This is a genomic window from Marinomonas pollencensis (assembly GCF_003387375.1).
Lineage (GTDB): Bacteria > Pseudomonadota > Gammaproteobacteria > Pseudomonadales > Marinomonadaceae > Marinomonas > Marinomonas pollencensis.
Map to the genome: position 1 here is coordinate 60,988 of NZ_QUNG01000009.1, position 16,152 is coordinate 77,139.

Sequence of the window (16,152 nt, forward strand, 5' to 3'; positions counted from 1 at the left end):
AGCAGTGATTGCTTGGTGGATGAAGCCAATAAGATGAAGGAGACAATCAGTGAAAATTGCCATTATTGGATCAGGGATTTCTGGGTTAACAAGCGCTTATTTATTAAATAAGAAACATCAGATAACGGTATTTGAATCCGCCTTAAAAATTGGTGGCCATACAGCCACAGCTCAAGTCTCAGAGGGACGTTCACAGCGTGGCATTGATACCGGTTTTATCGTCTTTAATGACTGGACTTATCCTAACTTTATTCGCCTGATGGACGAATTAGGGGTGGCGTCTACCCCGACGGAAATGAGCTTTAGTGTGAGCTGTCAAAAAACGGGGTTGGAGTATGGCGGTAACAGCCTGAATACCTTGTTTGCACAGCGTCGAAACCTGTTTAACTGGTCTTACTTAGGCATGTTAAAAGACATAATGCGATTCAATAAAGAGGCGATTCAAGACCTAGAAAGCGGTCAATTAGAAGAGGGTATATCACTAGCAGAATACCTAGCGAAAAAACATTATGGTGCGCGTTTTGCTAGCCATTACCTAATTCCGATGGGCAGCGCCATTTGGTCAGCGACGTTAGCGGAGATGATGGACTTTCCTCTCGTGTTTTTTGTGCGTTTTTTTAAAAATCATGGTCTGCTCAGCGTTAATAATCGTCCTCAATGGCGAGTGATTAAAGGTGGATCCTCAGCGTATCTAGCGCCTTTAGTCGCCTCGTTTAAAGATAGCATTCGCACCAATAGTCGGATTAAAAAAGTGACCCGCTCAGTGGATTCAGTGTCATTGTACTTTGAGCATGGAGAGGTGGAGCGCTTCGACCAAGTCATATTTGCTTGCCATAGTGATCAAGCGTTGGCACTGCTGGCTGATGCAAGTGAAGACGAACACGCCATTTTGTCGGCAATACCGTACCGTAATAACGAGGTTGTGTTACATACAGACACTCGCTTATTACCCGCCGCGAAACTGGCATGGTCGAGCTGGAATTACCAGCTTGGTGTACAGCCAAGTCAAGCTGCCACGTTAAGTTACAACATGAATATTTTGCAGGGCTTTGACAGTGAGACAAGCTACATTGTAACGCTCAATCAAACAGAAATGATCGACGCTAGAAAAATATTGGGGCGCTACCAATACGCGCACCCCACTTTTACCTTAAGTGGCATTGAAGCCCAACAGCGTTGGCATGAGATTAATGGTGTTAATAACACTTGGTTTTGTGGCGCGTATTGGCGTAATGGTTTTCATGAGGATGGCTGCTGGAGCGGGGTGCGAGTCGCAAATGGCTTGGGAGTGCAGTGGTAATGGCTAAGATCAACAACCGCGACCCTTATCACAGCGCCATTTACTATGGCACTGTGAGACATCGCCGATTCGAGCCCAAAAAACATGCTTTTTGTTATCAAGTATTCATGATGTATTTTGACTTAGATGAATTGGATACGGTGCTAGGTTTGAGCCCATGGTGGTCCAAAAAGGCATTTCATCTGGCACGGTTTAAACGTCAGGATTATTTCGGTGAGGAGTCAGTTCCGTTAAAAGAAGCGGTACTCAAAGCCGTTAATACTAAGCTTGGTACCCACTTAGACGGCCCTGTCAGAGTGCTGACAAATTGTCGTTATTTCGGCTTTATTATTAATCCTATTACGCTGTATTACTGCTTCAATGGGCAAGAAGAGTTGTGTGCCATCTTGCTAGAGGTTACCAATACACCTTGGCGGGAGCGAGTAACTTATGTGCTTTCATGTGATCCGACTCGCCGCTCTCAGCGTATTGTTTTTAACAAGGAAATGCATGTTTCACCATTTCATCCGATGAATCATTTTTATGACTGGCGCAGTACCTTGCCTGGTAAAACATTGGCGGTTCACATGCAGAATAAAGAACACGATGACAATGAGGCGTGCGTGTTTGATGCCACATTAACATTATCACGAAGGGGTATTTCTCGTTTGTCTTTGGCGAAAGTGTTGTTCGGTTACCCAGTTATGACATTGAAGGTTGTTGCGGGTATTTACTGGCAAGCTTTGCGGTTATGGCTTAAAAAAGTACCTTTTTATTCCCATCCAAACGACGCGTCATCTCATCATAAATGATCTAGAAAAAGGGGCATGGCTAGATGAATTCAGTGAGTATAAATGAGCAGAAAGTTAATAAAAGTCGCCGCAGTGAGTGGTTTGATCAATTGGCCAAACGTGTTGTTTTTGGCATGCTAAAAAAACTCAATGTTGGGCATTTAACGCTGGAAGACGAAGGGCAAATTTATGAGTTTGGTGAGCCGAAAGAAAGCGCTCGTTATCATGCACACATACAGCTTCATAATAAGGGCGCATATCGGGATGTTTTCCTGAATAGCAGTATTGGCTCCGGAGAAGCTTACATGAAAGGCTGGTGGAGCTCACCGGATATAGTAGGTGTCATCCGACTGATGGTGGCAAACCTGAATGTTATTAATAGGATGGACGCAAAAAGGCCTATTTGGAGCAGACTTGGAGCCAAAATAGTCCATAAATTGAACGCCAATAGCCAACGCGGGGCAAAGAAAAATATCTCGGCGCATTATGACTTAGGCAATGATTTCTTCTCGTTATTTCTTGACCCTAGCATGATGTATTCAGCCGCTGTTTATCCCAATGCTGAGGCCTCTTTGGAGGAGGCAGCGGTGCATAAATTGGATCGAATTTGCCAGAAATTGCAGTTGTCTGCGGGTGACCATTTGTTGGAAATTGGTACTGGTTGGGGAGGAATGGCAATGCACGCGGCGCAGCATTATGGCTGTCGAGTGACCACCACGACCATTTCCAAAGAACAATATGAGTTTGCCAAGCATCGCGTAGCCGCTGCGGGGTTGAGCGACAAAATTACGTTGTTACTAAAAGATTATCGTGAATTAACCGGTGAATACGACAAGTTGGTTTCCATTGAAATGATCGAGGCCGTAGGACATGAATACTACGACAGTTACTTTAGTAAGTGCAGTGAACTGCTAAAACCCCATGGAGTGATGGTGATACAAGCCATTACCATCGCTGATCAACGCTATGACTACGCACGTGAGTCTGTGGATTTTATTCAACGTTATATTTTCCCTGGAGGCTGCCTGCCATCCAACCAAGTTATTGCGCACAAATTAGCGCAGAAAACGGATATGCAGATCATTGGTTTAGAGGACATTACTGAGCATTACGCGAAAACACTGTCTGATTGGCGGAAGCGTTTTCATCATGCCCGACGGGAAGTACTTGATATGGGATTTGATGATGTGTTTTGTCGGATGTGGGATTTTTATTTAGCCTACTGTGAAGGTGGTTTTAAAGAGCGAGCGATTAGTACCGGGCAATTTGTTTTTGCGAAACCAGAGCACCGTTTTGCCTTATCGCAAAGAGGCTAAGAAGCGATGAAAGCCATCATTAACGCCATTTTATTTCAAGGTGTGTGGCTGGCTTGTGTGCTCGGAGGGAGTACTGTGGCGTTGCTGATTACGCCACTGTACTTATTTTTGCATGATCATTACTTTATGAATAAACGTTGCGAGTGGCGTTTAGTGTTACTGTTTTTCTTCTTGGGCGTCCTAGTCGATGGCAGTTTTTTCCAGTTTGGTATTTTCTCCTACTCAGCGGACGCGCAATATTTTGGTAACTTCCCGCCAATATGGTTGTTATGTTTATGGGGGGCGGTTGCGACTTTATTTGCCCATAGTTTAGCTTTTTTAAGAAGCCGCTATTATTTGAGTGCTATGTTGGGCTTTATTGGACCAACAGTTAGCTACATCGCAGGAGCAAAACTAGCCGGTATTACCTTAGCTGAACCTAGCTTTTTTTCGGCTTTTGCTGTGGCTTTGGTTTGGTCGTTGATTTTGCCCGCAGGTGTTTATTACTGTGAAAAATGGGCTTTGTATACGAAAGAGGATAAGCCGTTATGATCAAGCAAGCTATTATTCGTAAGCCATCTTTGCCTTTATTAATTACTCTGCTTTTAGGAGGCTTTAGCCAATTAGCATCGGCACAGGAGAGCTTTCAGAAAGTGGTTGGCTCAGCTTACAGCGTCAAATCTGGTGCGCTTTTATACCGAGAAACACATACGTTGAGTGCGAATGGTACGCATAATGTAGAGTATTCAGAGCCAGACGGCTTGGTGTTTGGCCATAAAGTGCTTGATGATAGTCTGTCTAAAATCGCCCCCAGTTTCACGCAAACCAATATGCGCAATGGCGAAGAAATTAAAGTAGACAGTGGTGCAAAAACGATTGTTGTTGATTACAAAAAAGACCGGAGTTCAGAACGGAAAGAGGCCGATATTAGTTACGAGCCAGGTATGGTAGTTGATGCGGGCTTTAATGCTTTTGTTCGTGAATATTGGCAGTCGTTAGAGAATGACACCAAAATGAAAATTCAATTTGTGGTGCCAAGCCGACAATCGACAGTAGGCTTTACCGTGAGTCGTAGTTTATGTAAGCCGGATACTCAAAAAGGAGCTGAGTGTTTTGTGCTTACGCCAAATTCTTGGTTGGTAAAAATGTTGGTCGATCCTATTTTGTTAGCGTATGACTCAGATTCAAAGCGTTTATTACGTTTTACCGGGCGTGCCAATATTGCGGATAAAAATGGTGACTACCAAGCGGTGGATATTCAATACCGCTATTACTGAGTGACTTTAAGGGGAAGCCGGACATGACTTTACTTGCAGTGAGAATAGTGTGGTTTAAAGGTGTAGTGTTTGCGAGTTTTATTGGTCTGCTTGGCTGTTCCTCCCCCACCGTTTCGGATTATGCCAATAACACCCCAGAGTTTTCTCTAGCTCAATTCTTTTCCGGGCACCTAACAGCACAGGGCATTTTAAAAAACCGTAGTGGTAAGGTAATTCGCTATTTTAATGCCGATTTGCATGGCGAATGGGTCGATGGGGTAGGCACATTAAAAGAAGACTTTGTCTTTGATGACGGGGAAAAACAACAGCGTACCTGGACGATGACCCCCAATGAAAATGGACAATATATCGCAACCGCAAATGATGTAATTGGTTATGGAGTCACGCATCAGTCAGGTAATGCCCTCTTCATGAACTACGTGTTACGAGTTCCTTATAATGACGATTCGCTTGATGTGAGTGTTGATGACCGCATGTACCGAGTGAATGAGAATGTTGTGATTAATGAATCTACCTTGAGTAAGTTTGGTTTCGAAGTAGGCTACTTAACGCTTGTGATAACAAAAGTCACTGCGCCAGAATAAGCGAGGCGATTGTATTTTCTAAGGGCTTCTCTTATCCTTGCGCCGTTCTCTTCCGATTGATGACAAAAGGCGTGTTATGGCTACTCTGGTTTTTCGACTTAAATATGTACCTGATGAAGAAGCGGACGATATTCGCCAGTTGCTGTTTGATAATGACATTCCTTTTTACGAAACATCAGCAGGACGCTGGCAGATCTCCTTGGCGGGTATCTGGGTAAAGGAGAAAGAACAGGCGAAGGCAGCTTTATTGTTAATTCGTGAAGATCAGGCTAAACGAGTAACCAATAGAAAGCCGCCAACCCCATGGGAGTGGTTAGTAGGTTATGTCCAACATGCTAGACAAAATCCAGCGGAAAGTCTGTTTACATTAGTTGCGATCTTAATGATTTTAACTGTCTCTGTGTTGCCTTTTTGGGCATGGCTCTAAACGGGAACACACTTCTCTTGGCTTTGAATTAATGCCCGTACAACGTGCTTACGGGTAATTACACCAATCAAGCGGGTTCCTTCCACTACCGGGTACACTTTCGGCTTAGCTTCCATCATTAGTTTGGCGACTTGTAACACATGCTGGTTTGGGCTGACGCTCAGTACATTATGCTGCATGACACTGTCCACTCGGTTTGACTCATCACAATAATAAACGCTTTGTACTAATGCCGAGAGCATATCCTGCTCAGACACAAAGCCAATTAAATTACCATGTTGGTCAGCCACTGGAGCACCAGAAAGGTTGTGTTGAACTAAGCCCAATACGCATTGAGTGATACTATTTTCTGGGTGCACGAAAAAAGTATCTTTGGACATAATATCTTTCACTAAAAGAGCTTCTGTTGCCATATCGTTCTCCTTATGAGAAACCCATTAAGATGCGATCTTGCCACTCTTTTAGTGTAGTTCGCTATTATCAGCTCTGCTGCTTTTTTCGTTGTTTCAAAAGAAAAGTATCAGGCTGTTTCTAATGGCGGTTTAATGCCAGCTAAGTGCTTTTTGCGTTGCATGGAGGCACTAATAAACTGCACGCTGATCGCACTGACTATGACTAATAACATACCAAATAAACTCAACGCATCCGCATGGGAGGACTGGATGATTTCTGGCCAAAATCCCCATGCTACACAGACTTCAGTCAGAATAAATGAAGTCACAGGTGTTAACGCTACGGCAGCACTGACCTGAACAGTTTGCCAATAGCGCAATGCTTGGGCAAAAGCTCCATAAGCGATCAAGGTATTGAGACAGCAAAATGCCGCCACCATGCCATCCGTAAAAGACATCTTGGTTAGCTCCGCAGGGGAAGAAAAGGGCAACATAACCACCAGAGCATAGCCATAAATAGCGAGCAATATGTTGGATGGCGATAGCTGAGTAAAAAGCGATTTTTGCAGCAATGCGTAGAGTGACCAAGCTAATGCAGACATCTGCACAATGGCGAAGCCAAGCCAAATGGTACTGCCTTGGTTACTCGAAAAAATCGGGTGGAAGAACACCATCATACCGGCGCTAAGCAAGGCAAAGCAGCCCCATTGTTTAATATGAATAGTCTCTTTTAAAAAGATCAGCCCACCTAGCGCTAAAAAGAGCGGCGCGATTTGAAAACTTAATTGGGCAGAACCTGGGAGTAAAAACTGAAGGCTCCAGGCAAAGCTGGTGTAATTGATAATTAAGAAAGTTCCTGCGGTTGCAAGACGTCCCCAATCCTTTTTTGACAGGCTTTTAAACTCGGTGAGATTTCCTCGCTGCCATTGCCACAGTCCTAAAATAATGCCGGCTACAGAAAAACGCAGCCAAGTTAATGTGACCGGATCTGAAAACCCAGAAGACAGCTTTAAGGCGATTGGTAGCATTCCCCAAAACAACACAGTAATGCCGCTAAAAAACAGGCCAGATAGGAAAACTTGCTTTGGTGTTGGCATAACAAAGACCTTTCAAGAAAAAGTAAAAACAAGCGTACATGATGGCTTTCTATTACGATGAAATCCAATGCATAATAGGTCTAAGTATTATGCACAAATCGAGATTTACTCATGATTCCTAGCGCACTACAACATTTAGATTTGAAAGCACTGACAGGGCTTCTTTACTTGCTAGAAGAGCGTAATGTCGGACGTGCTGCACAACGTTTATTTTTAAGTCAATCGGCCATGAGCAGGCAGTTAAACCGTTTACGCAATGCATTTGATGACCCTTTGGTTATTCGCACGTCAAAAGAAATGGTACCGACTTCAACAGCATTGGCCTTAGAGGCCCCGCTGAAGTTGATGTTAGAGCAAATGGCAGGACTCGGTTCTCAATCGGAGTTTCAACCCCAAAGTAGTCAGCGTACCTTTCGCATTCAAACAACCCATTATCAAGCCCAAGCTTATATTCCTGCTATTGCAGAATTGTTTTATCAAGAAGCGCCGTTTGCTTCATTAGAAACCAGTACGCTCACCGAGACCAGTTTACTGAGTCAGGCGGAGCATTCACTCGACCTTGTTTTATGTAGTGATTACATACAGCTGCCAAATCGATTTGAAAAGCGCCTATTAGGGCGTGAGAAGTTCCGCTGTATAATGTCATCCAGTCATGAGTTAGCGAAACAAGAAACCATCAGCGTGGATGACTATTTGGCTTATTCACATGTCTTGGTTAATTTAGGTGGGCCGACACCTGTCGTCAGTGATGTATGGCTTGGCGAGCGTGCTCGAGAGCGCCATTTTGCGTTTCGTACCCCGTATTTGCTGGCCGCGTTTGAGACCGTTGGTCGCACTTCTTTATTGATGAGCAATAGCGGTTTGTTGCCTGAGCGCTTTAAATCTCAGTTTGGCTTGGTGATAAAAGATTTACCAATGGAATCTCCACTCCTGAATTATTATTTGGGTTGGCCGAAATCTATGGAAAATGATCCTGGTGTTATCTGGTTTAGAGACCTTTGTGAGCGCGTTGTTAAAGGGTTAATTCCTTATCCTGTCGGTTTGGATGAGGAGAGTTAGTCCAACTTAAAGGCAAACTCAGTTATACTAATCTTTTGATCAAATCGACGACATTATGGCGGCATTGAAAAACCAACAACCTAAAGGGCGACGTACTAATAAGCTTGAGTTACATCCACGTAACCCACATCAAGCGCGCTATGACTTTTCGCTATTAGCAGACTCCTGTCCAGAGCTATCCCGTTTTATTAAGCCTAATCAGTATGGCAATGAGTCCGTAGACTTTGCCAACCCTGATGCCGTCAAAACTTTAAACCGGGCTCTATTGAGTCATTTCTATGGGGTCTCATTTTGGGATATCCCACCAGGATATTTGTGTCCTCCAATTCCCGGCCGCGCTGACTATATACATTATTTGGCCGACTTACTCGCCAGCAGTAATAATGGTGTCATCCCAAGGGGGAAAAGCGTTAGAGCATTGGATATTGGTGTAGGAGCAAACTGCGTCTATCCCATCATTGGTCATCAAGAGTACGGCTGGCAGTTCGTTGGCTCTGATGTGAATCCGGTCGCGATCGCAACCTGCGATACCATTATTAAGTCAAATGCTTGCTTGAAAGGCGTTGTCAGTGCGCGCTTACAAAGCAATGCAGCCAAATTATTTGATGGCATTTGGCTGCCCAAAGAACGTTTTGATCTGGTGCTGTGCAACCCTCCTTTTCATACCAGTGAGGCGGTGATGCAGAGTGAGTCAAAACGGAAGTGGCGAGGGGTCAAAGGGAAAGCGGAAAAGAATAATCAGAAGCCAGTGTTGAACTTTGGTGGTACGGCAGCAGAATTATGGTGTGACGGTGGTGAAGCAGGCTTTGTTTCTCGCATGATCAAAGAAAGCCTTCAGTATGCAGATAATTGCTTTTGGTTTACTTCTCTCGTGGCTAGGCAAAGCAATCTAGAGGTGATTTACCGGACTTTAAAAGAAGTCGGTGCTAGACAAATAAAAACGATTGAAATGGCTCAGGGGCAAAAAGTCAGCCGCTTCGTGGCTTGGAGCTTCTTACAAGACAACCAAATAGATTACTGGCAAGACAACTACTGGCAGCATTAATGTCGCTTGCTTACCAGTAGGTTGTGCATCAGTTTTTTTAAGTCTTTATGCTCGATATTTCTTCTATATCAATGGCAATGATGTGCTTGTCGCTGTTAACTGTTGAGCGATTTTGGCAGCCAACCTCGCATTGTTAAAAACCAGCTGAATGTTGCTTGCTAAACTGTCACCAGCGGTGAGTTCGGCAACCCGTGAAAGCAGGAAGGGAGTGGTGTCCTTACCTAAGATATGCAGCTCATTGGCTTCGTTTAATGCTTGTTCGATAACCTTATCAATGACCTTTTTATCCATGGCAAACTCTTCAGGAATTGGATTGGCGATGACCGCACCGCCAGTCAAATTCATGGCCCACTTGGTGGTTAAAAAGTCACTTAGGCTTTGGGGTGAAGAGAAGTTGAAATCAACCGTTTGGTCACTTTCTCTGGTGTAAAACCCAGGTAAAAAGTCCGTGTTATAGCCCAATATAGGCACTCCAAGCGTTTCCAAGTATTCACGAGTCAGAGCCAAATCTAAAATAGATTTGACCCCTGCGCATACGACGGCCACGCTAGTTTTGGCAAGCTCTTGTAGGTCTGCTGAAATATCAAAGGTTTGTTGAGCGCCACGGTGGACGCCGCCAATCCCTCCGGTAGCAAATATTCTAATCCCTGCCATTTCTGCAATAATCATAGTGGCAGCTACCGTCGTTGCTCCGTGCTGCTGGGTGGCTACCACGAAAGGCAAATCTCGGCGTGAGCATTTCATAACAGATTGTCCGGCTTGCCCTAACGTATTTATTTCCTGTTCGTTTAACCCCACTTTTAAGCGACCATCAATAATTGCAATTGTCGCAGGAATAGCCCCATTGTCTCGAATCACTTGTTCGACGGCTTTGGCTGTTTGGGCATTTTCAGGCCACGGCATACCATGGGAAATAATAGTGCTTTCTAAAGCAACGACGGGTTGATTATTTGCTAATGCATAAGCTACTTCAGCGCTAATATCCAGATAATCATTCATCTTGTTTTCATCCATGTGTGTATTGTTGGGTCGTTTAGGTTTGGGTGGTTAGCGTGTTGGCACTCTAAGGTAATGCCGGCACAAGCGAGACTAAAGTTCAGTTGTTCTTTAAGAGGCCATTCTTTGTTTCGAGCATGGATGAAGCCTGCAAGTAAGGCATCTCCTGCGCCTGTATCGCTTATCGGGGTGGTCTGGTAGCAAGGGATTTCTAGGCTTTGTGTTTTATCTTGATACAGCATTCCTTGGTCCCCTAAACTGAGTAGTACCGCGGACACCCCTGTGTCTAGTAATTCACTCGCCAAGGCAGTTGGCTGTTGAGCTGAAGAATCTAAAATAGCACGTGCTTCATCTTGGTTTACTTTTAGTAGGTTAAGCCTACTGAGAATAGGTCTTAAGCGAGGGGCTTTGCTCGCCGAGACAGCATCAGCGACCCAGAATGTTTGGAAAGGCTGATGGCTAAACCACTCAATGACACTAGACGTAAGGTTTGCTTCGATTATTAGGCATTGAGCTGAATGAAAAAGAGATGTTTTAGTATTGAGTAAGCTTGAGTCCAGAGCATCAATAATTCGCATATCGGCAATGGCTGCAACCAGTTGTCCCTGGTCATCATTGACTGCAAGATAAGTGCTGGTTGGGTACTCAGGGTGTTGAATAATGTTTTCTGTATTTACGCCCGAGAGCTGGGTTTGCTCAATGACCCAGTCGCCAGAAGGATCCATACCCACCATAGAGAGTAGAGTGGTTGGTTCTCCTAAATGCGCTAGATTTTCGGCAATATTTCTTCCAACTCCCCCAGGGCTTTGTATAACATCCCCAGGGTTGGAGTCTTCTAGACACAAAGGAGAGCGACTTTTGCCATGAATATCTAAGTTGCTTCCACCCACAATAACGATGCCATTTTGGCTAGGTACAATATAGCCTTTCCCAAGTATGAGGCCTTGTCTTGTTAGGCGCATAATATGCCCGGCAATGGACTCTCTGCTCATCCCTAGCAGGTCCGCAAGCTGTTGTTGGGACGCCATAGGGTGCCGCTTCACTGCGTTAAATACCCTGGATTCTACTTCCGTCATAAAATCACCATAACTTATGTTATTAAATTAAACATATGTTATTGGTTATAAAATAGCCAATAAAAAATTCAAGATGTCTTTTCAAACTCTTTATTGATCCTGAGGGATGGATCAATGAACAAAAAAAGGATAATTTCTAATAACACACTCGGTGCTTGCGTTTCTTATGCTGAAGCATGGTGATGTTATGAGCGGTGAGGGGAGGTATGAACAGCTTCTCTTGCCTTATTATGTGGATAAAAGTTTGCTGCTCGCGGCGAGCCTTGGATGTGAATAGTCGACCTATTGACGAGATTCTTAACAAAGCATATTGATATAAACACAAAGGGATATAAATAGATGTTAGCCAGCTTTCGCTCCCGATTACTTGCTTTACTGTTAGGTATGCTCGCGATGGTTCAATTAGGTACTGGTGTTGCGGTACTTAGTTCATTAAAAGAAGACAATTATAAACAGGGTGTTCAAGCCATTGAGGTGGCGAAGAATGTCTTTGATTCCTCGCTGGACAGTCGGGTGGATCAGTTAACCAAGAGTGTAAAAATTCTAGCCTCAGACTTCGGCTTTAAACAAGCGGTAGCGACACAAGAGATTGGTACGATACGCTCGGTGCTGGCAAATCATGGTGCGCGTATTAGTGCCGATGTGTCGTTACTGATCGCACCAGATGGCAAGATAGTTGCTGCAACAAAAGAACTTAATATTGATCAGCAAGTGACGCAATTAGTGCGCTCAGCGCGTCGAACTGGCAGCGCTTCAATCAGTACCATGATCTCATTTTCAGGGCAGGCTTATCAGTTAGTGTTAGTCCCCGTTAAAGCGCCTAATATCATTGCGTGGGTAGGGATGGCATTTTTACTGGATAAAGCGCTAGCGGAACAGCTAAAGGCCGTGACAGGTTTTGAAATCAGTTTTGTCGGCAACCCTCGTGATGGAAATAAACTCACTGGGTATTCAACTTTACCGGAGCAAGATAAAGCGGCTTTATTTCAACAAGCACAGCACCTTAATAGCCTAGCGCAGCAGCCGACATTTACTAATAATGACAAATACCTCTCGTTGAGTATTAACTTGGCGGCCAAGAATCAATGGGGCGTTTTACACTTACCTTACCAACCTTGGCTGGAGAGCTATAACCGCACCCGCACTCAGTTACTGTGGATTTTTACTGGTGGTTTGGCATTTGCTTTGTTGGTGGGGATTTTTCTGGCACGTAATTTAACTGCACCGATTGAGCGTTTGGTTGAGTTTGCTCGGCAAATAGGTTTGGTGGGCAGTGATGCCAAAGCCCCAGCTGTGACGGGGGAGTTTGGTGTGTTATCCAATACCATGATGGCAATGCAAAGCTCCATCGCTCTGCGCGAGGAGGAGCTTACTAGCCGTGCTTTGCACGATTTGCATACTGGGTTATATAACCGAAATGCCGTAGAGCAATATCTAACTAAGGTGTTGCCACGGCATAATGGTTGTCTAGTGCTGGTGGATATCCGCCATTTCAAAGACCTTAATAACTTGTTGGGGTTTGATCATGGAGATGCGCTGCTGCTGGGGGTCACAGAGCGCTTATTAGGCTGGGGAAGTGGTGCAGTAATGCAAGCTCGCATTGCCGGTGATCAGTTTTTATTAGTCTTTGATGAAGAGATCAACGGCGCACAATGTCATTCACTGTGTGCCTGTTTTGAACCTGCTTTCATTGTTGATGGCTCTGAAGTGCATTTGTCTGTGGCGGTCGGTGTGCTGCCTTTTGAAGCAACGATACTCAGTGCCAATGACGCCATGAGGCGCTTAGACATTACCTTGGATCGATCAAAAGAAGCGTCCGCCAGTTGTGCTTTTTATCAGACGGGGCAGGATGAAAGTCATCAGCGCCAGCTGCGGATTATCGGCGATTTGACTGAGGCCTTGGTGTCGCAACAAATGTTCGTTGTCTACCAACCCAAAGTCAGTGTTGCTGAAAAAGATTGCCATGAAGTAGAGGCCTTAGTTCGCTGGCAGCACCCGGAACTAGGTTTTATTCCGCCTGATGAGTTTATTTCGCTTTTAGAGCAAGCGGGGAATATACAGCAGTTGACGCAATGGGTGATCGAAACCGTGTTGTCTCAGTTACAAGTATGGTGGCGTAATGGGCACCAGATTCGAGCCGCGATTAACTTGTCTGTACACGATCTCGTTAATGAACAACTTCCCGCTTATATTGCTCAGGCATTAGAAGACAAAGCCCTGCCAGTAACAGCCCTAGCGTTAGAAGTCACAGAAAGTGCTGTGATGAAAGATCGTAATAAAGTGATTCAGGTGTTAAATGGTTTGCAGTCATTAGGCATTCATTTAGCGATTGATGATTTTGGAACAGGGCAGTCGTCATTGGCCTATTTACGTGAGCTGCCGGTCAATGAGGTAAAGATAGATCGCGCTTTTATCCAATTCATTGATACCAACAAAGGAGATGAATTTATTGTTAAGGCATCCATTGAAATGTCTCATAGCTTGGGCCTTCAGGTGACGGCTGAAGGCGCTGAAAATGCTTCAGGTGTCGCGCTCCTTGAGCATTATCAATGTGATAAGATTCAAGGCTATTATTTTTCTAAGCCATTAATCTCAGAAGATTTTCTTCGGTGGCTGGACGATTTTCGCAAGGTTTAGAGCGCAGTAAATCTTAGTGAATAAACTCAAGATTCCTACTATTTGAGGACAAGGTAAAGATTAGTATGCTGTTTTTAATTCGAATGTTTTTATTACTGATTTTAATTGTTGGCGTGACGCTCTTCGGTTTTATTTTCTGTTTGCTCATATTGCGCTCTAAAAACCGCGTGTATTATCTTGGAAAAGTATTTGCTCGGGTGGCACCTTTATTTGGCTTAACGGTAGAAGGGCGAGTCTCTCCAGAGGCAAAAGAAGTGCCCCAAGCCGTTTATATCGGTAATCATCAGAATAATTTTGATCTGTTTACCTTAGCGGCAGTGGTGCCTGAAGGGGTAGTGACAGTGGGTAAAAGTAGTTTGCGTTGGGTTCCCTTTTTTGGCGCGCTGTATTGGGCCAGTGGCAATATTTTAATCAATCGTGATAATCGAAAAAAAGCCATCGCAACAATAGATCAAGTGGTAAGAAGTATGAAAAGCACAGGCTTATCTATTCTAATGTTCCCTGAAGGAAGCCGCAGTCGCGGACGCGGTTGGCTGCCTTTCAAGCGAGGTGCTTTCCATGCAGCAGTACAAGCTGGTGTGCCAATTATTCCGATTGTTTGCAGTAATACTCACGAACAGGTCAAGGTAAATCGTTGGCATAACGGTAAGGTGATTGTGTCAGTGTTACCACCGATTGATACCACAGGTTTGCATGAAACCGATGTTGTGCATTTGATGAAACAGTGTGAAACACTGATGCATGAAACAAAACAAAAGTTAGATGATGAGCTGCAGCAGAACCCTCACCACTCATTATCACAGTGAAAGGCTAGCGTTCATTTGTCTTGATAAGAGGGCTTAGCAAACGGCTAATGGCTTGTTTGCTAGCGTGATCTTTAGCTAAATCTTGTTCAGCCCATTCTGGATGCTGCTGGGCATTTTTCCAGAATGGCGTTAACGTATTGAGCAGAGATTTCCGTTGTTTAACTAACTCAGTCTGTTCTTCCAGCGCGCTGTTGTTCAGGGTAAAAATCTGCTGGGAGGCATGGCCTCGTTGATCAAGATGGGCAATCAGTGCTAACCCGCGTAGACATAAAAGGCTCAAGGTGGATGTGTCGACACACAGGTAATAGCGTCCTGTAAGCTTGCTTTTTAAGGTGTCTTTGTAGTGACGACCAGTTTGCCAAGACGCCCCCAAGATAGCGCCCAGTGTGGCTGCGGCGCCTAACGATAATCCCCCCGTCATCACATCAATCCCTGCGCCAAGCGCAGCGCCTGTCATGGCACTGGCCCCAGTGCTTAATCCCCATTCTTTAAGTGTTTCTAAGGCAAAAATATCTTGTTGCCAGGTGCCGCTTTTAACCGAGAAAGTGTCGGGTAACACGTCCTCATCTTGAAACGCATAAAGCTGCAGTAACCTATGAATAAAGTGATTTTCCAAATCTCTGATTTGGTTTTCAAATGCATTGATATCGGACTGAATAGGGGGGTGTTGAGAACAACGTTTACGGCTACTAGCGGCTTTGATTTGCAGCTCAGAAAGTAGTTCAATGGCTGCAGAGCGACGTGATTTGGCGGCTTCTTCACGACTTTTTAGCAGGCTTTCAATGTCGTCATAATGGTCGGGCATTAAGCTTTGTATGCTTTGATAAAGTCGTTTCTCATCTTCAAAATAAAACGCCACAGAGTCGTAGCGTATCACCGCATGGAGATGGCGCTCGGCAAGGGTTTTACGCCATGTTTCTAAATGTGCACTAGGAGAAGCGCTGAAATTCAAAATGGGGACAATGGGTTTACTGGCACTGGCCAATAGGGTTAATTCATCGAGGTATTTGCCCAAAGGCGCTTGGCGGATGTCCACCACATACAGAATGATATCGCAGCGATTCAGCTGTTTAAGGATTTTGGCTTCTTGCTCGAATTCATCTTGGGCCAACTGGCTCTGGCAAAAATAAGCTATCCAGTCTGCGCCAGAGTAGGATGAGAATGGCGTTTGCTGGCGAGCGTTCCACAGGCCAATGGAATCTTCGAAACCTGGAGTGTCTGTTAAGGTCAGCAATGTCTTACCTGACAAGGTAAGCGCGGCGCTTTCAACATGACGGGTTGTGCCAGCTTGATTACTGATTTCACCAAATGATTGCTGGCGCAGTAAAGTTCGGATTAAAGACGTTTTTCCGGTATTGGCATGACCGACTACCAAAAGAGAAATCGACACA

The 16,152-nt window shown here is 44.7% G+C and carries 16 protein-coding genes; 11 read left to right on the forward strand and 5 right to left on the reverse strand.

Going from position 1 to position 16,152, the window contains the following annotated elements; translation table 11 throughout:
- The first annotated feature begins 49 nt into the window (after window positions 1-49).
- The 7 genes from DFP81_RS13010 to DFP81_RS13040 all read left to right on the forward strand — a co-directional run bounded on the left by DFP81_RS13010 (window position 50) and on the right by DFP81_RS13040 (window position 5,653).
- On the forward strand, window positions 50-1,300 hold the full coding sequence (locus DFP81_RS13010) for an NAD(P)/FAD-dependent oxidoreductase (RefSeq protein ID WP_115898332.1): 1,251 nt from the start codon (window positions 50-52) through the stop codon (window positions 1,298-1,300).
- The gene (locus tag DFP81_RS13015; RefSeq protein ID WP_115898333.1) at window positions 1,300-2,091 is read left to right on the forward strand and encodes a DUF1365 domain-containing protein; all 792 of its coding nucleotides are present in this window, start codon (window positions 1,300-1,302) and stop codon (window positions 2,089-2,091) included. Before DFP81_RS13010 ends, DFP81_RS13015 begins: the two co-directional genes overlap by 1 nt.
- A gap of 23 nt (window positions 2,092-2,114) precedes the next feature.
- Window positions 2,115-3,386, forward strand: coding sequence for an SAM-dependent methyltransferase (locus DFP81_RS13020; RefSeq protein WP_115898334.1), 1,272 nt, complete (start codon window positions 2,115-2,117; stop codon window positions 3,384-3,386).
- A 6-nt stretch (window positions 3,387-3,392) separates the two neighbouring features.
- Window positions 3,393-3,917 (forward strand): DUF2878 domain-containing protein, encoded by a 525-nt coding sequence (locus DFP81_RS13025; protein WP_115898335.1) that lies wholly within the window; start codon window positions 3,393-3,395, stop codon window positions 3,915-3,917.
- Window positions 3,914-4,642: a hypothetical protein gene (locus DFP81_RS13030; RefSeq protein WP_115898336.1), complete on the forward strand. Its 729-nt coding sequence runs from the start codon at window positions 3,914-3,916 to the stop codon at window positions 4,640-4,642. Before DFP81_RS13025 ends, DFP81_RS13030 begins: the two co-directional genes overlap by 4 nt.
- A gap of 23 nt (window positions 4,643-4,665) precedes the next feature.
- On the forward strand, window positions 4,666-5,226 hold the full coding sequence (locus DFP81_RS13035; RefSeq protein WP_115898337.1) for a DUF3833 domain-containing protein: 561 nt from the start codon (window positions 4,666-4,668) through the stop codon (window positions 5,224-5,226).
- A 76-nt stretch (window positions 5,227-5,302) separates the two neighbouring features.
- Window positions 5,303-5,653: a DUF6164 family protein gene (locus tag DFP81_RS13040; protein WP_115898338.1), complete on the forward strand. Its 351-nt coding sequence runs from the start codon at window positions 5,303-5,305 to the stop codon at window positions 5,651-5,653.
- Here DFP81_RS13040 and DFP81_RS13045 read toward each other — a convergent pair.
- Window positions 5,650-6,066, reverse strand: coding sequence for a CBS domain-containing protein (locus DFP81_RS13045; RefSeq protein WP_115898339.1), 417 nt, complete (start codon window positions 6,064-6,066; stop codon window positions 5,650-5,652). The two genes, DFP81_RS13040 and DFP81_RS13045, sit on opposite strands and share 4 nt — an antisense overlap.
- A gap of 107 nt (window positions 6,067-6,173) precedes the next feature.
- Entirely contained in the window at window positions 6,174-7,142 is a 969-nt protein-coding gene (locus tag DFP81_RS13050; RefSeq protein ID WP_115898340.1) for a DMT family transporter, read from the reverse strand.
- Between the two features lie 111 nt (window positions 7,143-7,253).
- Here DFP81_RS13050 and DFP81_RS13055 point away from each other — a divergent pair, with 111 nt between their 5' ends.
- Together DFP81_RS13055 and rlmF are read left to right on the forward strand one after the other, a co-directional pair.
- Window positions 7,254-8,201, forward strand: coding sequence for a LysR family transcriptional regulator (locus DFP81_RS13055; protein ID WP_115898341.1), 948 nt, complete (start codon window positions 7,254-7,256; stop codon window positions 8,199-8,201).
- Between the two features lie 55 nt (window positions 8,202-8,256).
- Complete coding sequence (rlmF, locus tag DFP81_RS13060; protein ID WP_115898342.1) at window positions 8,257-9,246, forward strand: 23S rRNA (adenine(1618)-N(6))-methyltransferase RlmF; 990 nt, start codon at window positions 8,257-8,259, stop codon at window positions 9,244-9,246.
- Window positions 9,247-9,309: 63 nt separating this feature from the next.
- Here the strand turns inward: rlmF and DFP81_RS13065 are convergent, their stop codons facing one another.
- Complete coding sequence (locus DFP81_RS13065; RefSeq protein WP_115898343.1) at window positions 9,310-10,245, reverse strand: pseudouridine-5'-phosphate glycosidase; 936 nt, start codon at window positions 10,243-10,245, stop codon at window positions 9,310-9,312.
- Complete coding sequence (locus DFP81_RS13070; RefSeq protein ID WP_115898344.1) at window positions 10,242-11,318, reverse strand: PfkB family carbohydrate kinase; 1,077 nt, start codon at window positions 11,316-11,318, stop codon at window positions 10,242-10,244. The genes DFP81_RS13065 and DFP81_RS13070 overlap by 4 nt, the downstream gene beginning before the upstream one ends.
- A 339-nt stretch (window positions 11,319-11,657) precedes the next feature.
- On the opposite strand from DFP81_RS13070, the gene DFP81_RS13075 reads away from it, so the two are divergent.
- Both DFP81_RS13075 and DFP81_RS13080 read left to right on the forward strand, forming a co-directional pair.
- Window positions 11,658-13,955: a bifunctional diguanylate cyclase/phosphodiesterase gene (locus DFP81_RS13075; RefSeq protein WP_115898345.1), complete on the forward strand. Its 2,298-nt coding sequence runs from the start codon at window positions 11,658-11,660 to the stop codon at window positions 13,953-13,955.
- 65 nt (window positions 13,956-14,020) lie between these two features.
- On the forward strand, window positions 14,021-14,761 hold the full coding sequence (locus DFP81_RS13080; RefSeq protein WP_115898346.1) for a 1-acylglycerol-3-phosphate O-acyltransferase: 741 nt from the start codon (window positions 14,021-14,023) through the stop codon (window positions 14,759-14,761).
- Window positions 14,762-14,765: 4 nt separating this feature from the next.
- Here the strand turns inward: DFP81_RS13080 and DFP81_RS13085 are convergent, their stop codons facing one another.
- Window positions 14,766-16,151 (reverse strand): DUF3482 domain-containing protein, encoded by a 1,386-nt coding sequence (locus DFP81_RS13085; RefSeq protein ID WP_115898347.1) that lies wholly within the window; start codon window positions 16,149-16,151, stop codon window positions 14,766-14,768.
- Window position 16,152: the final 1 nt, after the last annotated feature.